This is a genomic window from Brevibacterium sp. 2SA (genome assembly GCF_005502845.1).
Lineage (GTDB): Bacteria > Actinomycetota > Actinomycetes > Actinomycetales > Brevibacteriaceae > Brevibacterium.
In genome coordinates this window covers 1-14,713 of record NZ_SCMW01000020.1, presented here as the reverse complement: position 1 = coordinate 14,713, position 14,713 = coordinate 1, and the positions used below count along the sequence as shown (strand labels likewise).

At 69.1% G+C, this 14,713-nt stretch carries 14 protein-coding genes; 6 read left to right on the top strand and 8 right to left on the bottom strand.

From position 1 onward, the window contains the following. Positions 1–29 precede the first annotated feature (29 nt). The 3 genes from dnaB to FFS20_RS09140 all read left to right on the top strand — a co-directional run bounded on the left by dnaB (position 30) and on the right by FFS20_RS09140 (position 3,040). A complete protein-coding gene (dnaB, locus tag FFS20_RS09150) occupies positions 30–1,367 on the top strand; it encodes a replicative DNA helicase (protein ID WP_137825541.1) in 1,338 nt (445 codons plus the stop codon). A gap of 23 nt (positions 1,368–1,390) precedes the next feature. Next, on the top strand, positions 1,391–2,059 hold the full coding sequence (locus FFS20_RS09145) for a VOC family protein (RefSeq protein ID WP_137825540.1): 669 nt from the start codon (positions 1,391–1,393) through the stop codon (positions 2,057–2,059). Between the two features lie 75 nt (positions 2,060–2,134). Then, positions 2,135–3,040 carry a LysR family transcriptional regulator gene (locus FFS20_RS09140; protein ID WP_137825539.1) on the top strand — a complete coding sequence of 302 codons (906 nt, stop codon included), beginning with the start codon at positions 2,135–2,137 and terminating at the stop codon, positions 3,038–3,040. Positions 3,041–3,075: 35 nt separating this feature from the next. Here the strand turns inward: FFS20_RS09140 and FFS20_RS09135 are convergent, their stop codons facing one another. The 4 genes from FFS20_RS09135 to FFS20_RS09120 form a co-directional block, all read right to left on the bottom strand. Beyond that, positions 3,076–4,035, bottom strand: coding sequence for an NAD-dependent epimerase/dehydratase family protein (locus tag FFS20_RS09135; protein WP_249356756.1), 960 nt, complete (start codon positions 4,033–4,035; stop codon positions 3,076–3,078). Further along, positions 4,032–5,612 carry a succinic semialdehyde dehydrogenase gene (locus FFS20_RS09130; RefSeq protein ID WP_137825538.1) on the bottom strand — a complete coding sequence of 527 codons (1,581 nt, stop codon included), beginning with the start codon at positions 5,610–5,612 and terminating at the stop codon, positions 4,032–4,034. The genes FFS20_RS09135 and FFS20_RS09130 overlap by 4 nt, the downstream gene beginning before the upstream one ends. A 68-nt stretch (positions 5,613–5,680) precedes the next feature. After that, on the bottom strand, positions 5,681–6,592 hold the full coding sequence (locus FFS20_RS09125; RefSeq protein WP_137825537.1) for an acetoacetate decarboxylase family protein: 912 nt from the start codon (positions 6,590–6,592) through the stop codon (positions 5,681–5,683). Between the two features lie 137 nt (positions 6,593–6,729). Continuing rightward, positions 6,730–7,305 (bottom strand): WHG domain-containing protein, encoded by a 576-nt coding sequence (locus FFS20_RS09120; RefSeq protein ID WP_249356755.1) that lies wholly within the window; start codon positions 7,303–7,305, stop codon positions 6,730–6,732. Between the two features lie 102 nt (positions 7,306–7,407). Here FFS20_RS09120 and FFS20_RS09115 point away from each other — a divergent pair, with 102 nt between their 5' ends. Genes FFS20_RS09115 through FFS20_RS09105 form a run of 3 tightly spaced genes read left to right on the top strand, consistent with a single transcriptional unit; the run spans position 7,408 to position 9,383 of the window. Then, the gene (locus tag FFS20_RS09115) at positions 7,408–8,136 is read left to right on the top strand and encodes a type 1 glutamine amidotransferase domain-containing protein (protein WP_137825536.1); all 729 of its coding nucleotides are present in this window, start codon (positions 7,408–7,410) and stop codon (positions 8,134–8,136) included. Then, positions 8,133–8,912, top strand: a complete 780-nt coding sequence (locus FFS20_RS09110; RefSeq protein WP_137825535.1) for an SDR family oxidoreductase — start codon at positions 8,133–8,135, stop codon at positions 8,910–8,912. The genes FFS20_RS09115 and FFS20_RS09110 overlap by 4 nt, the downstream gene beginning before the upstream one ends. 36 nt (positions 8,913–8,948) lie before the next feature. Beyond that, positions 8,949–9,383, top strand: a complete 435-nt coding sequence (locus FFS20_RS09105) for a hypothetical protein (protein WP_137825534.1) — start codon at positions 8,949–8,951, stop codon at positions 9,381–9,383. 9 nt (positions 9,384–9,392) lie between these two features. On the opposite strand, the gene FFS20_RS09100 is transcribed toward FFS20_RS09105, so the two are convergent. The 4 genes from FFS20_RS09100 to FFS20_RS09085 are packed head-to-tail and all read right to left on the bottom strand — an operon-like array spanning position 9,393 to position 14,606. Next, positions 9,393–10,067: an HAD family phosphatase gene (locus FFS20_RS09100; RefSeq protein WP_137825533.1), complete on the bottom strand. Its 675-nt coding sequence runs from the start codon at positions 10,065–10,067 to the stop codon at positions 9,393–9,395. Between the two features lie 47 nt (positions 10,068–10,114). Further along, on the bottom strand, positions 10,115–10,741 hold the full coding sequence (locus FFS20_RS09095; protein ID WP_171007035.1) for a nucleotidyltransferase family protein: 627 nt from the start codon (positions 10,739–10,741) through the stop codon (positions 10,115–10,117). A gap of 56 nt (positions 10,742–10,797) precedes the next feature. After that, positions 10,798–13,668 (bottom strand): molybdopterin cofactor-binding domain-containing protein, encoded by a 2,871-nt coding sequence (locus FFS20_RS09090; RefSeq protein ID WP_137825531.1) that lies wholly within the window; start codon positions 13,666–13,668, stop codon positions 10,798–10,800. Continuing rightward, positions 13,665–14,606: an FAD binding domain-containing protein gene (locus FFS20_RS09085; RefSeq protein WP_137825530.1), complete on the bottom strand. Its 942-nt coding sequence runs from the start codon at positions 14,604–14,606 to the stop codon at positions 13,665–13,667. The genes FFS20_RS09090 and FFS20_RS09085 overlap by 4 nt, the downstream gene beginning before the upstream one ends. Positions 14,607–14,713 lie beyond the last annotated feature (107 nt).

Below are 14,713 nucleotides of genomic sequence, written 5' to 3'. Positions count from 1 at the left end.
GGCGTTGGCACAGAGGAGGAGACGTGGGAGTGAGCAGCGATCTGGGGTATGACGGACTCAGAACTCCTCCGCAGGACATCGAGGCCGAGGAGAGCGTCCTGGGGGCCATGCTCCTGTCGAAGGACGCGATCGCCGACTGCGTCGAGTCGATGTCGCGCGACGACTTCTACAAACCCGCCCACGAGACGATCTACGAGGCGATCCTCGATCTCTACTCCCGCGGTGAGCCCGCCGACTCGGTCACGGTCGCGAACTATCTGACGAAGTCCGGCGACCTCTCCCGCATCGGCGGTCCCGCCTACCTCCACACGCTCATCGCGTCCGTGCCGACCGCGGCGAACGCCGGATACTACGCCTCGATCGTCCGCGAACGGGCCGTGCTGCGCCGCCTGGTCGAGGCCGGCACCCGGATCGTGCAGATGGGCTACGACGCCGAAGGCGACACCGACGCCGTCGTCAACAACGCTCAGGCCGAGATCTATCAGGTCACGGAGAAGCACACGACAGAGGACTACGTCATCCTCTCCGAGATCCTCGGCGAAGTCGCGGCCGAGATCGAGCGCAACGGCGACACCGACGGGCAGACCGCCGGGGTGCCGACCGGGTTCACGGAGTTCGATCAGCTCACCAACGGCCTCCACCCGGGGCAGATGATCGTCATCGCCGCGCGACCCGGTGTCGGCAAGTCGACGCTCGCCCTCGACTTCATCCGGTCCGCGGCGATCCATCACAAGCAGGCCGCGGTCTTCTTCTCCCTCGAAATGGGCAAGAACGAGCTCGTCATGCGACTCCTGTCCGCGGAGTCGGAGATCCCGCTGCAGAACCTGCGCCGCGGTGAGCTCAGCCCCCACGACTGGACGAACCTCGCCGCCACCGAGGCGCGCATCAACGACTCGCCGCTCTTCGTCGACGATTCGCCGAACATGGCGCTCACGGAGATCCGCGCGAAGTGCCGTCGGCTCAAACAGCAGCACGACCTCAAGATGGTCTGCGTCGACTACCTCCAGCTCATGAGCTCGGGCAAGCGCGTTGAGTCCCGTCAGCAGGAGGTCTCGGAGTTCTCGCGTTCGCTCAAGCTGCTGGCCAAGGAACTCGAAGTGCCCGTCATCGCGCTCTCGCAGCTCAACCGCGGCAGCGAGCAGCGCACCGACAAGCGACCGATGATCTCCGATCTGCGCGAATCCGGATCGATCGAGCAGGATGCCGACATGGTCCTCCTCATCCACCGTGAGGACATGTACGACAAGGAGCACGAACGCGCCGGTGAGGCCGACATCATCGTCGCCAAGCACCGTGCCGGACCGACCGGAGACATCGCCGTGGCGTTCCAGGGCGCGAAGTCGCGGTTCGTCAACATGCCGCAGTAGGTTTCCCGGCCCAGGAGCGAAATGTGGACGCACTCAGCAGCAGTGAGATCGACGACGCCGGCATCGACGACTGGCGCCAGCTGGCCGGCCCGATTCGCGCGCGATTCCGAACAGCGAACTTCTCGGCCGGGCTCGATTTCGTCGCAAAGACCGGGGCGGAGGCGGAGCGGGCCGGATTGTCGCCTGACATCGGATTGACCGAAACTGCCGTCAGCGTCACCCTCGGCAGCGCTTCCGTCGGAGTGAGCGCCCGGGAAGTCGCGCTCGCCAGGGACATCAGCCGCATCGCCGCGCAGGTGGGCGCGGTCGCTGAAACCGCGAGCCTCCAACAGGTCGAGTTCGCCCTCGATACTCAGTCAGCTGAAGGTGTTTCCCCGTTCTATGCCGCCCTCCTCGGTGCTGCACCTGCTGGAGTCCATGCCAAGGGTGACCTCGTCGACCCGACGGGCCAGGCGATGAGCCTGTGGTGGCAGGAGCCGAGAGCGAGTTCACGGTTTCCTCTGCCTGAGTCCTCGGTGCCACAGCGGTGGCACCTCGACGTCTGGGTCGGACACGATGAGGTCCAGGCGCGCATTGCCGCGGCAATCAGGGCCGGGGGCAAACTGGTCAGCGATACGGCTGCACCGTCGTACTGGGTGCTCGAAGACCCCGACGGCAATCGCTGCTGCATCTGCGCCCCGATGGTGGACTGACGGCACGGTCTCACTGCCGGAGCGAATCGTCGATCACTGGTCAGTGCCCTCACGGCGCTTTGTACGATGGCAGGCATGGACACGACCCCGAACGATCTGCTCGTGCTGCTCGCCGTCTCCCGCTCGGCAAAGTTCGCCACGGCTGCCCATGCGCTCGGCGTCAACCACACGACGATCTCACGACGGATCGCGGCATTGGAGAAGGCACTCGGCGGCCGGGTGCTCGCCCGATCAGGCAGCGGATGGGAGCTCACGGAGCTCGGCGCCGAGGCGGTGCGCGTCGCCGAGAAGGTCGAGCTCGCGGTCGGCAGCCTCGGTGAGTCGGGCGAGACTCCCGATCCCGTCAGCGGCGTCGTGCGGATGTCGGCGACGGACGGGTTCAGCGCCTATGTGGCCTCACCGGCCGTCGCGGCGCTGCGGCGGACCCACCCGGGCCTGAGCGTTGAGATCGTCACGGTGACGCGGCAGGCGCTACAGCAGCGGTCGGGACTCGACATCGAAGTGGTCGTCGGGAAACCGCAGGTCCATCGCGCCGAGGCGGTCCACCTCGGCGACTATGCGCTGGGAATGTACGCTGCGCAGGACTACCTCGCCGACCACGGCACCCCGACGACGGTCGACGCGCTCATGGAGCACCAGCTCGTGTACTTCGTCGACTCGATGCTCCACGTCGACGACCTTGACGCTCCCCGGCGCCTCGTGCCGTCGATGAAAGACGGTGTGACCTCGACGAATGTCTTCGTCCACGTCGAAGCCACACGGACGGGGGCCGGAATCGGGTTCCTGCCGTGCTTCATGGCCGACCAGCATGCCGACCTCGTCAGACTTCTCCCCGGCGACCTCACCGAACACCTCCCGTACTGGATGGTGCTGCGGCCCGACTCCATGCGCCGTCCCGCCGTCGCCGCAGTCGCCAGGGCGCTCAAGCACCAGACGGCGTCATACTATGACGCCCTCATGGGGAAGGAACAGACGATCTGATTGACGTACGGCGTGCGGTGCGGGCGCCTCGGGATTCACTCGCCGAGGATGTCGGCGATGCCCTGCCGATACGTCGTCACAGCGAAGTCGGGGAAGCGGGAGGCGAACTTCGACGTGTCGAAGATGTTGTCCCCGCGGTACCGGGGCAGGAGTTCGGCCGCCTCGGCGAGCATCGGATTGAACCGGCGGCCCAACTTGAACACCCACAGCGGAAGCACGGTGTAGCCGATCTTCCGCCCGGTGATCTCGGAGGCGATCGCGATGAGCTCACGGTACGTGCGGCGATGCTCATCAATCGGCAGATGCCAGGTCTGCCCGTACGCGTCGGCGGTGTTGCCGAGCAGCGCCAGTGCCCGGCTGGCATCCGGCGTCCAGATCAGCGAGCGCTTCGTCGTCGCACTCACCGGCACGAGCGGGCGCTTGCCCGCCCTGATCCGGTCGAAGACGAGCATGTTCGACCAGCTCTTCGTCTTCCCCGGCCCGTAGAACTCCGGGGCGCGACCGATGAGCGCGTCGATCTGTCCGGCAGCCATCGCGTCGAGGAGCATCGTGACGATCGCCGCCCGCACCCGGCCCTTGCGGCCACCGGGAGCGAATCCCGTCGACTCGGTCTGCGGGGTCGGGGTGCCCGGGTACATGTACGTGTTGTCGAAGAAGACGAGCTTCGTCCCATGGGCCATGCACGCATCGATGACATTGCGCATCATCACCGGGAACTTCTCCTCCCACAGCGCCGAATCCATCGGCAGACCCACCGTGAGATAGGCGATCGAGCTGCCCGCGACAGCACGCTCGGTCGACGCCGGGTCCATGAGGTCGGCTGTGACGAGCTCATCCGTGCCGTTGACCTGCTTCGGGTGCCGGCTGACGAGCCGGATGTCCTGAGTGAAGTCGCGATGGAGGGCGCGGGCGAGTTCGTCGGCGATCGGCCCACCGGCACCGAGGATGGTCTGCAGTCCGTCGCCGCGTTCGCGGGCGTAGTCGGTCGGGTTCACTTCACACCCGGGATCCGCTTGAGCACGCGCAGCGCGCCTGTGACGATGCGGGCGTAGCGCACAGGATCGACATCGTCCGGCACACCGACGGGCAGCAGCCGGGAGGCGGCGATCGTCTGCGACTCGGTGTACTTGAGGATGCCGTGCTCCCCGTGCCGCCGGCCGAGGCCCGAGGCCTTCATGCCGCCCATCGGCGCATCCATCGACCCCCACGCCGCGGCGTACGCGTCGTTGACGTTGACGGTGCCGGCCTCGAGCCGGGAGGCGACGCGGACTCCCCGGTCCTCATCGGAGGTCCACACGCTGAAGTTGAGGCCGTAGTCGCTGTCGTTGGCCGCAGCGATCGCCTCCTCCTCGTCGGCAACCCGGTAGAGGCTGACGACCGGACCGAAGGTCTCGTGCGCGTAGACCTCCATCGACTCGTCGACATCGGTGAGGATCGTCGGCTCGTAGAAGTAGGGGCCGAGCTCGGGACGGCGCCGACCGCCGGCGAGCACCGCAGCGCCCTTGTCCCGCGCATCATCGACATGGCGCATCACCGTCTCGAGCTGCTTCTGCGACACGAGCGAGCCCATGTCCGCGGAGTAGTCGATCCCGGCGGTCAGCGTCATCGCCCTGGCGGCAGCGGCGAACTTCTCAGTGAAGTCGTCCCAGAGGACGTCGGGGACATAGATGCGCTCCATCGAGATGCACAGCTGCCCTGTGTTGGAGAAGCTCGCCCGGATCGCCCCGGACACCGCCTTGTCGACGTCGGCATCGTCGAGGACGAGAAGGGCGTTCTTCCCGCCGAGCTCCATCGACGCGTCGATGAGGTTCTCCCCGGCCTGGGCGGCCACCGTCTGTCCCACAGCGGTCGACCCCGTGAACATGAGGAAATCGGAGTTCTCGATGATCGGCAGACCGAGTTCGGCACCCGACCCGGTGACGACCTCGACGAGACCGGGCTGCATGCCCGCCCGCTCGAGCATCTCCACGGCCCAGAGTGCGGCGAACGGCGTCTGCGCATCCGGCTTCGTGACCACCGCATTGCCGGCGACGATCGCCGGCAGGGCATCGCTGATGCCGAGCGTCAGCGGATAGTTCCACGGCGAGATGATTCCGACGACGCCCTTCGGATGATGGAGCTCCCACACCTTCGTCAGCGCCAGCTGCGCACCCTGACGGCGCTTGGGCCGCAGGTACCTCTCCGCCGTGTGCGCGTAGTAGCGGGCGCTCAACGCGACATCCATGATCTCCTCGAACGCATGCCGGCGGGCCTTGCCGTTCTCCAGCTGAATGAGGTCGAGGACTTCGTCCTGGTGGCGCAGCACGAGGTCGTGGAAGCGCAATAGCACCTCCGCCCGTTCCCGGACCGGGCGGGCGGCCCACTCCTTCTGAACGCTGCGGGCCCGAGCGGCCGCGGCGACGACATCGGCCGGGGTGCCGTGCGGAACGGTGCCGAGGACCTCACCGGTCATCGCATTGGTGACGTCCTGCGTGGCGTCGGGGTCGGCGACCCGCACGCGGCGACTCAGCGCCGCGAGACGGTCGGCGGTGATCCTCGGAGTGATCCGCGCATCCGCGGTCAGTGTGGACACGATGGTCTGCCCTTCTGTGGTCGTGTGACGGGAATGGCTGGGAGTGTAGGTCAGAGACATGAACGTCGTCAGTCGAGCGAGATGACGCGCGGCATGTGGAGAGCCGCCTGACCGTGGGTCATGACATCGAACATCAGGGTCCGCGTCGGACGCAGCGAGCGGATGTCATCGGAGATCCGTCCCTCGCCGAGGCGGGTCTCGACATGGCGCGGGAACAGCGCAGATCCCGAGACGAGGGCGTTCGTCTGGTTGAACGTCGCATGCCATCCTCCGTCGAAGTGCGTATACGACGTCAGGGAGGACACCGCGGTGCCCGACCGGTGCCGCTTCTGCCGGGGAGTCGGGGCCCGGAGTTCGAAGTCGCTGCCGCCGGAGTCGTTGAGCACCCGTCCGGTCACGGACTGCGCGGTGATGTCGACATCGATGTCGGTCACCCACTTGGGGAAACCGTAGCCGTCGTGCCCGCGGACCTGGGCGATCTCGGTGTTGACGGGCAGGGAGAGCACATACGAGTCGAGGTGGTTGTTCTTCAGCGCCGCGAGCAGGTCGATCGCCCCCAGCGGACCGTGGTGGGGCGGTTTGACCGCGATGCCGACGGCCGCCTCGGTGTAGAAGTCGATGTCGGCGACGTCGTAGCGGAACAGCAGCACCGAGGCGAGACCGAAGCCGGGAACGGCTTCGAGCGGATCGAGCGGTGCGGGCAGCCGGTCGCGCAGCGCGCTCATCGGCGCGAGCATCGTCAGGCGTGCGCTCGACATCGCGTAGTAGAAGTTCGGGGTGAACGTGCGCCCGATGCGCGACTCCACCTCGACCTTCGGCTGGTTGCGGAAGAAGTCGACGCTGGTCACGCGGGGGTCGCGGGCGACCTCGTCGAGGTCGGGCTGCATGCGATAGCGGTCGAAGAGACCGCCCGCGGGCACCTGGAGGGTGCGCGAGCCCAGGGTGACTTCGGTGGTCGGGGCGGTGTTCGTCTCGGTCATGGTTCTCATCTCCACATCTGATTCCGGACTCTCGAACTGAGAGTAGGCTGACGAAGTTAACGGTGTCAACATAGCGATGCGGAGATTCATTCCCGACCTCCGGGTGTGTTCCCGGTCTCAGCGGCGCTGCGTGGGTCTCAGTCGGTGAGCAGGGCGGCGAAGGCGGCGCGGACGCGGGTGTCGAAGTCGACGTCGTCGTTGGCCCCGAGGGTGCCGTCGATGTGGAGGGTCGCCAGTCCGTGGGCGAGAGCCCATCCGGCGGTGGCGAGTCCGTGCGGATCCCGCTGCGGGTGGGTGGCGACCGCGACCTCCTGGATGCGGGCGAAGACGGCCGCGCAGGCGACCCTGACCTCGTCGACGGTGCTGAGCTCCTGGCCGAACATCAGAGCGTAGAGGGCCGGATGCGCCTCGGCGAAGCGGATGTAGGTGAGCGCGAGCTCGACGAGCGGGGTGTCGCCCTCCCCGTGCTCGCCGACGACGGCTTCGAGTGCGGTCTGGAGCTCGGCGAAGCCATCGGCGGCCATCGCGGCTTCGAGGTCCTGCTTACTTGCGAAGTGGCGATACGGCGCGGCCTGGGAGACGCCGACCCGGCGGGCCACGGCGCGCAGCGAGAAGGCCTCACCCGTCTCGAGCATCTCGACGCCGGCGGTGATGAGCGCGTGGCGCAGGTTGCCATGATGATGCCGCGGCTTCTCCGCAGGCGCTGTTGACACTGTCGGTCCTCCCCCGTACTTTTTCAGTGTGGACACTGTTAACTTTAGCAAGCAGATCGTCCTCTCCCACAGCGTCCCCGTCGTCGCAGGAAAGGTCCCCTCATGACATCGGTTCTCTTCGTCATCACCGCCGCCACCGGATGGACGCTTGAGGACGGCACCGTCCATCCCACCGGCTACTGGGCCGAGGAGGTCGCCGAACCCTACCGTCTCTTCTCCGAGGCCGGGTGGGACATCACCGTGGCCACGCCCGGGGGAGTGCCTCCGACGCTCGACGAGCTCAGCCTCGGCATCGCCGGGGGTCGACCGAAGAAGCGCCGGGAGATCCGCGCCTACCTCGACTCGATCAAGGACGCCCTCGACCATCCCCTCGCCCTCGACACTGTCGACGAGGCCGACTACGACGTCGTCTTCTACCCCGGAGGGCACGGCCCGATGGAGGACCTCGCGGTCGATCCGGTCTCCGGTGCTCTGCTGGCGCGCCGCCTCGACTCCGGCAGGCCCCTCGCCCTCCTCTGCCATGCGCCGGTCGCCGTGCTCGCGGCGAAGAACGAGGACGGGTCGAACGCCTTCGCCGGACGGACGATGACGGGACTCTCCAACGTCGAGGAGCGTCTCAACGCCTTCGCGTGGAAGGCCAAGTGGCTCCTCGAGGACGCCGTCAAGGACGCCGGGATCCACTACGAGAAGGGCGTGGTTCCACTGCGTCCCCACATCGTCGTCGACGGCAGCCTCTACTCGGGGCAGAATCCCGCGTCCGCCGAGGCGCTCGCCTCCCGGATCATCGCCGATGTCGACGGCCGCCGCGCGGCACCGGGGCCGAGGGCGTGAGACGGCACGCACTCGACGTCCGCGGCACCACCGTCCTCATCACCGGCGCGAGCTCGGGCCTCGGGGCGGAGTTCGCCCGACAGTTCGCCGCCCGCGGCGCCGATCTCGTCCTCGTCGCCCGCCGCCGCGACCGGCTCGAGGAGCTCGCGCGGGACCTCGAGACCGCCCACCGCATCACCGCCCACGTGCTCGTCCATGATCTCGCCGAGGCGGCAGGGGTCGACGGGCTCCTCACGGATCTCACCACCGGCGGCATCGCGGTCGACTCGCTCGTCAACAACGCCGGGTTCGGCATCGCCGAACCCTTCGCCGACACAGACCCCGAGCGGATCGATGACATGCTCGCCGTCAACGTCGTGGCGCTGACCCGGCTGACCCGCGCGCTGCTGCCGCAGCTGACCGGGGTGCTCGTCAACATCGCGAGCACCGCGGCCTACCAACCCACGCCCGGGATGGCCGCGTACGGCGCGACGAAGGCCTACGTCCTCTCCCTCACCGAGGCGATCGCCGAGGAGACGCGGTCGGCTCCGCTGCGGGTGCTCGCGCTCAGCCCCGGTCCGACGAACACGGAGTTCTTCGCCGTGGCCGGCAGCGACTTCGCGGGCACAGGACGGTTCGAGACACCCGAACAGGTCGTCGCGGTCGCCTTCGCCGCGCTCGAGCACCGTCAGCCGCGCAGCGTCATCTCGGGGTTCGGCAACAAGGTGCTTGCCGCCGGTGCCGGTCTGCTGCCCCGGAGGATCGCGCTCAAGGCCGCCCGGAAGGCACTGGAGTGAACATGTTCACCGCAGGTGCGGCGGTACGGTGGGGACATGACGATCGAGACGACCGAGATCACTGCCTACCTCGATGAGTACGCGCGCTCGCTGACCGAGTTCGATGCCGAGGCGGCGAGCCGGCTGTGGTCGATGCCGGGAATGATCGTCGACGACACATTCTCCGGGGTGCTCGAGTCGCGGGAGGCGATGGCCGCGGGACTCGAGCAGTCCTACCCGCTCTACCGGAAGCTCGGGCTCGCCACGGTCGGGTACGACCTCCTCGGCGAGGATCATCTCACCCCCGATCTCGTCATGGTCCAGGTGCGCTGGGACTTCGTCGACGACGCGGGGGACCCGCTCACCGACAGCGTCGCGCACTACCTGCTGCGACGAGAGAGCGAAGGGCTGCGGGCGACGGTGTGCGTGCAGACCGACGACCGCGAGAAGCTGCAGGCGCTCGCGACGGCGAAGGGCGTCGACCTCGGCTAGCCAGGCGCCTCACGTGTGATTGCGGGCACCGAGGAGGCCGAGCCGCTCGAGGTCGGCCCGCAGGTCCTGAGCACCGGTGAAGACGATGCCGATGAGCCCAAGAGCGCGCGCCGCCTCGACGTTGGCCGCGAGGTCGTCGACGAACACCGTGCGAGCAGGGTCGAGGTCGAAGCGGTCGAGGAGGAGGCGGAAGATCGCGGGGTCGGGTTTGATGAGCTTCTCCCGCCCGGAGACGACGATGTCCTCGAGTTCGCTGATCGCCGGTGCCGCGACGGGCGCGAAGTGGATGGTCTCGGCCGACCAGTTCGACAGTCCGAGGAGACGGGTGCCTTGAGCTCCCAGTTCGGCGACGATCTCGGCCATGCCGGGGATCGGGCCGGTCAGCGACCGGTCGAACCGCTCGTAGTACGTCGCGACGATCTCCCCGTGGCGGGGATCGGTCGCACTTGCCCGCTCGACCACCTCGGCGATGGTGGCACCGTTGTCGGCGGAGACGTTGAGGGCGGCGAAGTCGGCTTCGGCGGCGAAGGCGTCCCATTCGGCCCGGCTCATCCGGTCGGCCAGCGGCCCGGACTGGTCCCAGCCGACGAGGACCTGACCGAGGTCGAAGACGACGGTCGTGGGAACGGCGACCCCGGTCCCGCTGTCACCGGCGGGGATCGGGTCGTGGGAAGCTTCGGTCATCGGCGCACCGCCTCGGCGTTGGTGGGTGGATGGTCTGGTCTCCCACGCTACCGGTTCGTCGGCGCCCGTTCCCGCCAGGCCCGCAGATCGTCGGGGGTGTCGATGTCGGAGGCGTCCCCGAGGTCCGAGCATTCGACGAGGTCGACGAGGTGGGTGTGCCCCCGCAGCCACGCCCGTCCCGCTTCGTCGCCGCTCGCTCGCCTGACGGCGGCGCGGGCGTGGTTGAGCGGCAGGAGCACCGGGTGGCCGGGGAAGCCCAACCAGGCCGCGCGGGCGATGCGCCCGGGATCGAACGCGCCGATGAGCCGGTCGAGGACGGCCCGGCCGATCCCGGGCTGGTCGACGAGCATGACGAGGACCGGTGTCGCCGAGGTGGTCCCCGGCTCCCGACCGATCGCCGCGATCCCGGCCCGCCACGATGCGGACATCCCCACCTCGGCGTCGGGCACGTCGATGACGGCGACGTCCCCGAGCCCCGCCGCGGCGAGGTGGGCTTCGATCTCGCCGCGACCGGGACCGGCGGTGACGACGGGCCTCAGCCCGGCGGCGACGGCCACCCGGACGGCCCGGACGACGAGGACCGAGTCCTCCCACGGCAGCAGCGCCTTCGGGCCGAGCCCGAGGCGGTGCCCCGACCCGGCGGCGAGGATGAGGGCGACGCCCCGGCCTGTCATCGCCGACCTCCCGGAACCGGAGACTGTGGGCCTGCGCGCGTGCGGCACGGTCGCGCTCATTGCTCAAGCACCCCCGCCTCGGCGAGTCCCGCATAGATGGCATCCCTCGTCAGAGGCGTCGCCGTGAAGTGGACCCCGGTGGCATGGCGGATCGCGTTGGCGAGCGCGGGAGCGACCGGATTGAACGGGGATTCGCTCATCGACTTCGCCCCCTGCGGACCGACGGCGTCATGGGTGTCGGCGAAGTGGACCTCGGTGCGGGGGATGTCGGCGAAGTTCGGGGCCTTGTACTGCCGGAGGATGTCGGTGACGGGTCTGCCGGTCTCCTCGTCGACGATGATGCGCTCGTAGAGGGCGGCCCCGATCGCCTGGGCGACCCCGCCCTCGACCTGTCCGCGGCACTGGTGGGGGTTCATCACGACCCCGGCGTCAGCGGCGTGGACGGACTGGAGGATCCGGACCTCACCGGTGCACATGTTCACTGCGACCCGGAATCCGTGGACGTTGAACGCCACCGACCGCGGCTCCCCACCCCAGTAGCCCGACCCCGTCGGGGCCTCCCCGGTGGCCGCGAGCGACTCGCGCAGGAGCACGTCGAGGTGGACCGCGCGCCTGCCGCCGGCGGGTCCGACAACCGCGGCGAAGCGGGCATTGAGGTCGGCCGGGACCCGCACGCACGCATAGTCGCCGGCGATCTCGACCTCCTCGGGCCGGGCGCCGAGGTGGGGCGCCGCCAGTGCCTGCAAACGCGCGATGAGGTCCTTCGTCGCGAGATCGTTGGCCTTCCCGGCGATCGTCGTCCCCGTCGACCCGAAGGCCCCCGTGTCGTGTTCGACGACATCGGAATCGGACTGCTTCAGCGTGATCCGGTCCGTCGTCGTGCCGAGCAGGGTCGAGGCGAGCTGCGCGTGGACGGTCGAGGTGCCGTTGCCGAACTCCGCGGTGCCCACCCGCAGCTCGTACGTCCCGCCCTCGCCGAGGGTGATGTGGGCGTGGGCGATGTGGCCGCGCGGTGGGGCGGTGGCGATCATCGCGATCGCGTGCCCCTCGCCGATGTTCCACTCCTCGCCGAGGTCCTCCCCGTGCCCGGCGGCGACGTGCTCGGCCCAGCGAGTGCGGCCGCGGTCGAGGGCGGAGCTGACGAGATCGATGCACTGGTCGAGTCCGTAGCTGCCGATGAGGAGGTCCTCCTCGGGTTCGTCGTGAGCGCTGAGCATGGGGTCGGAGGGTCCGATGATGTTCCTCCGGCGCATCTCGAGTTCGTCGATGCCGAGCTTGTCGGCCAAGGCGGTGATCGTCGACTCGACGGCGAAGATCATCTGGCTCAGCCCGTAGCCACGGAACGCTCCCGAGGGCATCGTGTTCGTGTAGAGGACCATCGCGTCGACCTTCTTGTGCGGTGCGTTGTAGACGGCCACCGACTCCCCGACCCCGTGGAAGAGGACGCCGGGACCGTGATTGCCGTAGGCGCCGGTGTTCGACCGGACGTCGACGGCGAGTGCTGTCAGCGTCCCGGTCTCGTCGGCGCCGGCGCGCACCCGCATCCGGAAGGGATGGCGGACGGTGGTGGCGGTGAAGACCTCCTTGCGGGAGAGTTCGAGACGCACGGGCCGGCCGGTGGCCATCGTCGCGAGCAGGGCGACGTCCTCGCAGAGCACCTCCTGCTTCCCGCCGAATCCACCGCCCACGCGCTCGCAGTAGACCCGCACCCGATCCGGGTCGAGGTCGAAGATCCGGCTCAGCGCCCGGCGGACGAGGAACGGCACCTGCGTGCTGCTGCGGACGACGAATCGGCCTTCGTCGTCGGTCCACGCGATCGCCCCGTGGGTCTCGAGCGCCATGTGCGAGAGGCGCTGGGTGCGGTACGTCGCCTCGTGGGTGACCGCCGAGGCGGCGAGTGCGGCCTCGACGTCGCCGATCTCGTGGTGGACTTCGGCGAGGACGTTGTCACCGGGTCGGGCGATGCCCGCGTCCGGACCGGCGTCTGGGTGGATCGCCGGGGCGTCGGGGGCGTCGGCGAGTTCGACGTCGAAGACCGCCGGCAGGTCCTCGTACTCGATGTCGACGAGGCGGACCCCGCGTTCGGCCGCCCGCTGGGTTTCGGCGATGACGACGGCGACGCGCTGTCCCCAGTACCGGACGACGTCGTCGAAGACGCGGGTGTCCTTGGGGTCGTCCTCGACGATCTCGTGCTGCGCGGTCGAGAACCGCTTGGCCGGGGCGTCCTCGTGGGTGAGGACGGCGATGACGCCCGGTTCGGCGAGCGCCCGCGTCGTGTCGATGGCGAGGATCCGCGCGTGCGCCCGGGTCGCGTGGACGAGCGCGCCGTGGAGCAGGGGCGCGGGCAGCTCGTCCGGTCGCAGGTCCATCGTGTACCGGACGGTGCCGGTGACGACGCCGGGGCCGGCGAGTGCCCCGGTGTTCGCCCCGATGCCGCGGAATCCGGGGTCGACGTTGCGGTGGCCGGCCACGGCATCCTCGATCGTTCGGTAGCCGGTGCACCGGCACACGTTGCCCTTGAGACTGCGCGGCAGGTCCTTCTTGTCGGCCTCGGTCATCGCGGCGACCGTGCAGATCATCCCCGCCGTGCAGAACCCGCACTGGAAGCCGCCGGCGGCGAGGAAGTTCTCCTGCACCGGGTGCAGGTCCTCCGGCGTGCCGAGTCCCTGGATCGTCGTCACCGACTTCCCGGCGATCCGGTGGGCGGGATAGAGGCACGAGTGGATCGCCTCGTCGTCGACGATGACGGTGCACGCTCCGCAGTCGCCGCCGTCGCAGCCCTTCTTCACCCCGGTCGCCCCCTGTTCCCGCAGCCACGTGCGCAGGCACTGCCCGGGTTCGGGTGAGACGGTGACGGTGCGTCCGTCGACGGTGGCCGACGGCCTTCCGGGTGCGGTGGCAGGTGGGGTGTGTTCGGTCGTCGTCATCGCGTGCTCCTCGTCATCGTGATGTCTCCGGTCGTGCGCGCGGCGAAGCGCGGGTGCGGTTCGGCGGGGTCGAGCAGTTCGGTGAGGATCTCCGCGCCGAGGCGGTGCGTCATCGCCTCCCGCCACTGCGGGGTGCCGTGGATGTCGTCGTGCCAGACCCCGGCGACCGCCTCGTCGATCGCCGCCTGCAGCCCCGCACACGTCGCCGCATGCGCGGCGTCCGGGCCGAGGTCGATGATGTGCGGGCGACGGGTCGACCCGGTGATCGCCAAGCGCAGGGTATCGGCGCCGAGGCGGCGGCCGATGATGAGTGCCGCGGTGCGTCCGCGTTCGGTCAGGGAGATGCGGCGGAACGCGCACGGCTGCGTGAGCGCAGCGATCGGGACGTGGAAGCTGCGGATGAGCTCCCCGGGCTCGAGCGTCGTCTGCGCCTCCCCGACGACGAGGTCGGCGACGGGCACGGCCCGCAGCGACCCGCGTGGTCCCCACAGGAGGGCGACGGCGTCGAGGCCGGAGAGGAGGGAGATCATCGGGCCGGCGGGCAGTCCCGTGGCGACGTTGCCGCCGATCGTCGAGGCGTTCCAGATCTTCCACGACGCGACGAAGGAGTCACAGCACGGGGCGAAGAGGTCGAGGCCGGGCAGCACCCGATCGGTGTGGGCGGGCAGGCGCGGACCGTTCGCGCGGAACTCGAAGATGTCCTTGATCAGGCAGGTCGCGGCGATCTCGAGCTCGAGGGGTTCACCGGAGGCGTCGCAGCGCCACTGCGTCGGCGTCCAGCCGGCTTCGGTGATGTCGAGCAGGCGCCGCGGCGGCCCCTGGGTGATGTCGGTGCCGTAGGAGAAGAGCACGGTGCCCCCGGCCAGCCAGCTGTCACCGGGCTGCCACCGTTCCGGATCAGCGCAGGTGAGCACCTCGTCGACGCAGCTCATATCCATGAGATCATCGCCTCCCCGCGGGTGAGCGCGGTGCCGAGCCGGTGCAGGGGATGCGGGGGTGCCGCCGATTCCTCCCGCGGGGAGGCGATGATCTCATGGATATGAGC

Bases quoted from the DNA above. Each gene is read 5' to 3' on its own strand.
- FFS20_RS09100 (WP_137825533.1), bottom strand. From the start codon at position 10,067: ATGACCGAAGCTTCCCACGACCCGATCCCCGCCGGTGACAGCGGGACC.
- FFS20_RS09095 (WP_171007035.1), bottom strand. From the start codon at position 10,741: ATGACAGGCCGGGGCGTCGCCCTCATCCTCGCCGCCGGGTCGGGGCAC.
- FFS20_RS09085 (WP_137825530.1), bottom strand. From the start codon at position 14,606: ATGGATATGAGCTGCGTCGACGAGGTGCTCACCTGCGCTGATCCGGAA.
- FFS20_RS09115 (WP_137825536.1), top strand. From the start codon at position 7,408: ATGACATCGGTTCTCTTCGTCATCACCGCCGCCACCGGATGGACGCTT.
- FFS20_RS09105 (WP_137825534.1), top strand. From the start codon at position 8,949: ATGACGATCGAGACGACCGAGATCACTGCCTACCTCGATGAGTACGCG.
- FFS20_RS09140 (WP_137825539.1), top strand. From the start codon at position 2,135: ATGGACACGACCCCGAACGATCTGCTCGTGCTGCTCGCCGTCTCCCGC.
- FFS20_RS09090 (WP_137825531.1), bottom strand. From the start codon at position 13,668: ATGACGACGACCGAACACACCCCACCTGCCACCGCACCCGGAAGGCCG.
- FFS20_RS09125 (WP_137825537.1), bottom strand. From the start codon at position 6,592: ATGACCGAGACGAACACCGCCCCGACCACCGAAGTCACCCTGGGCTCG.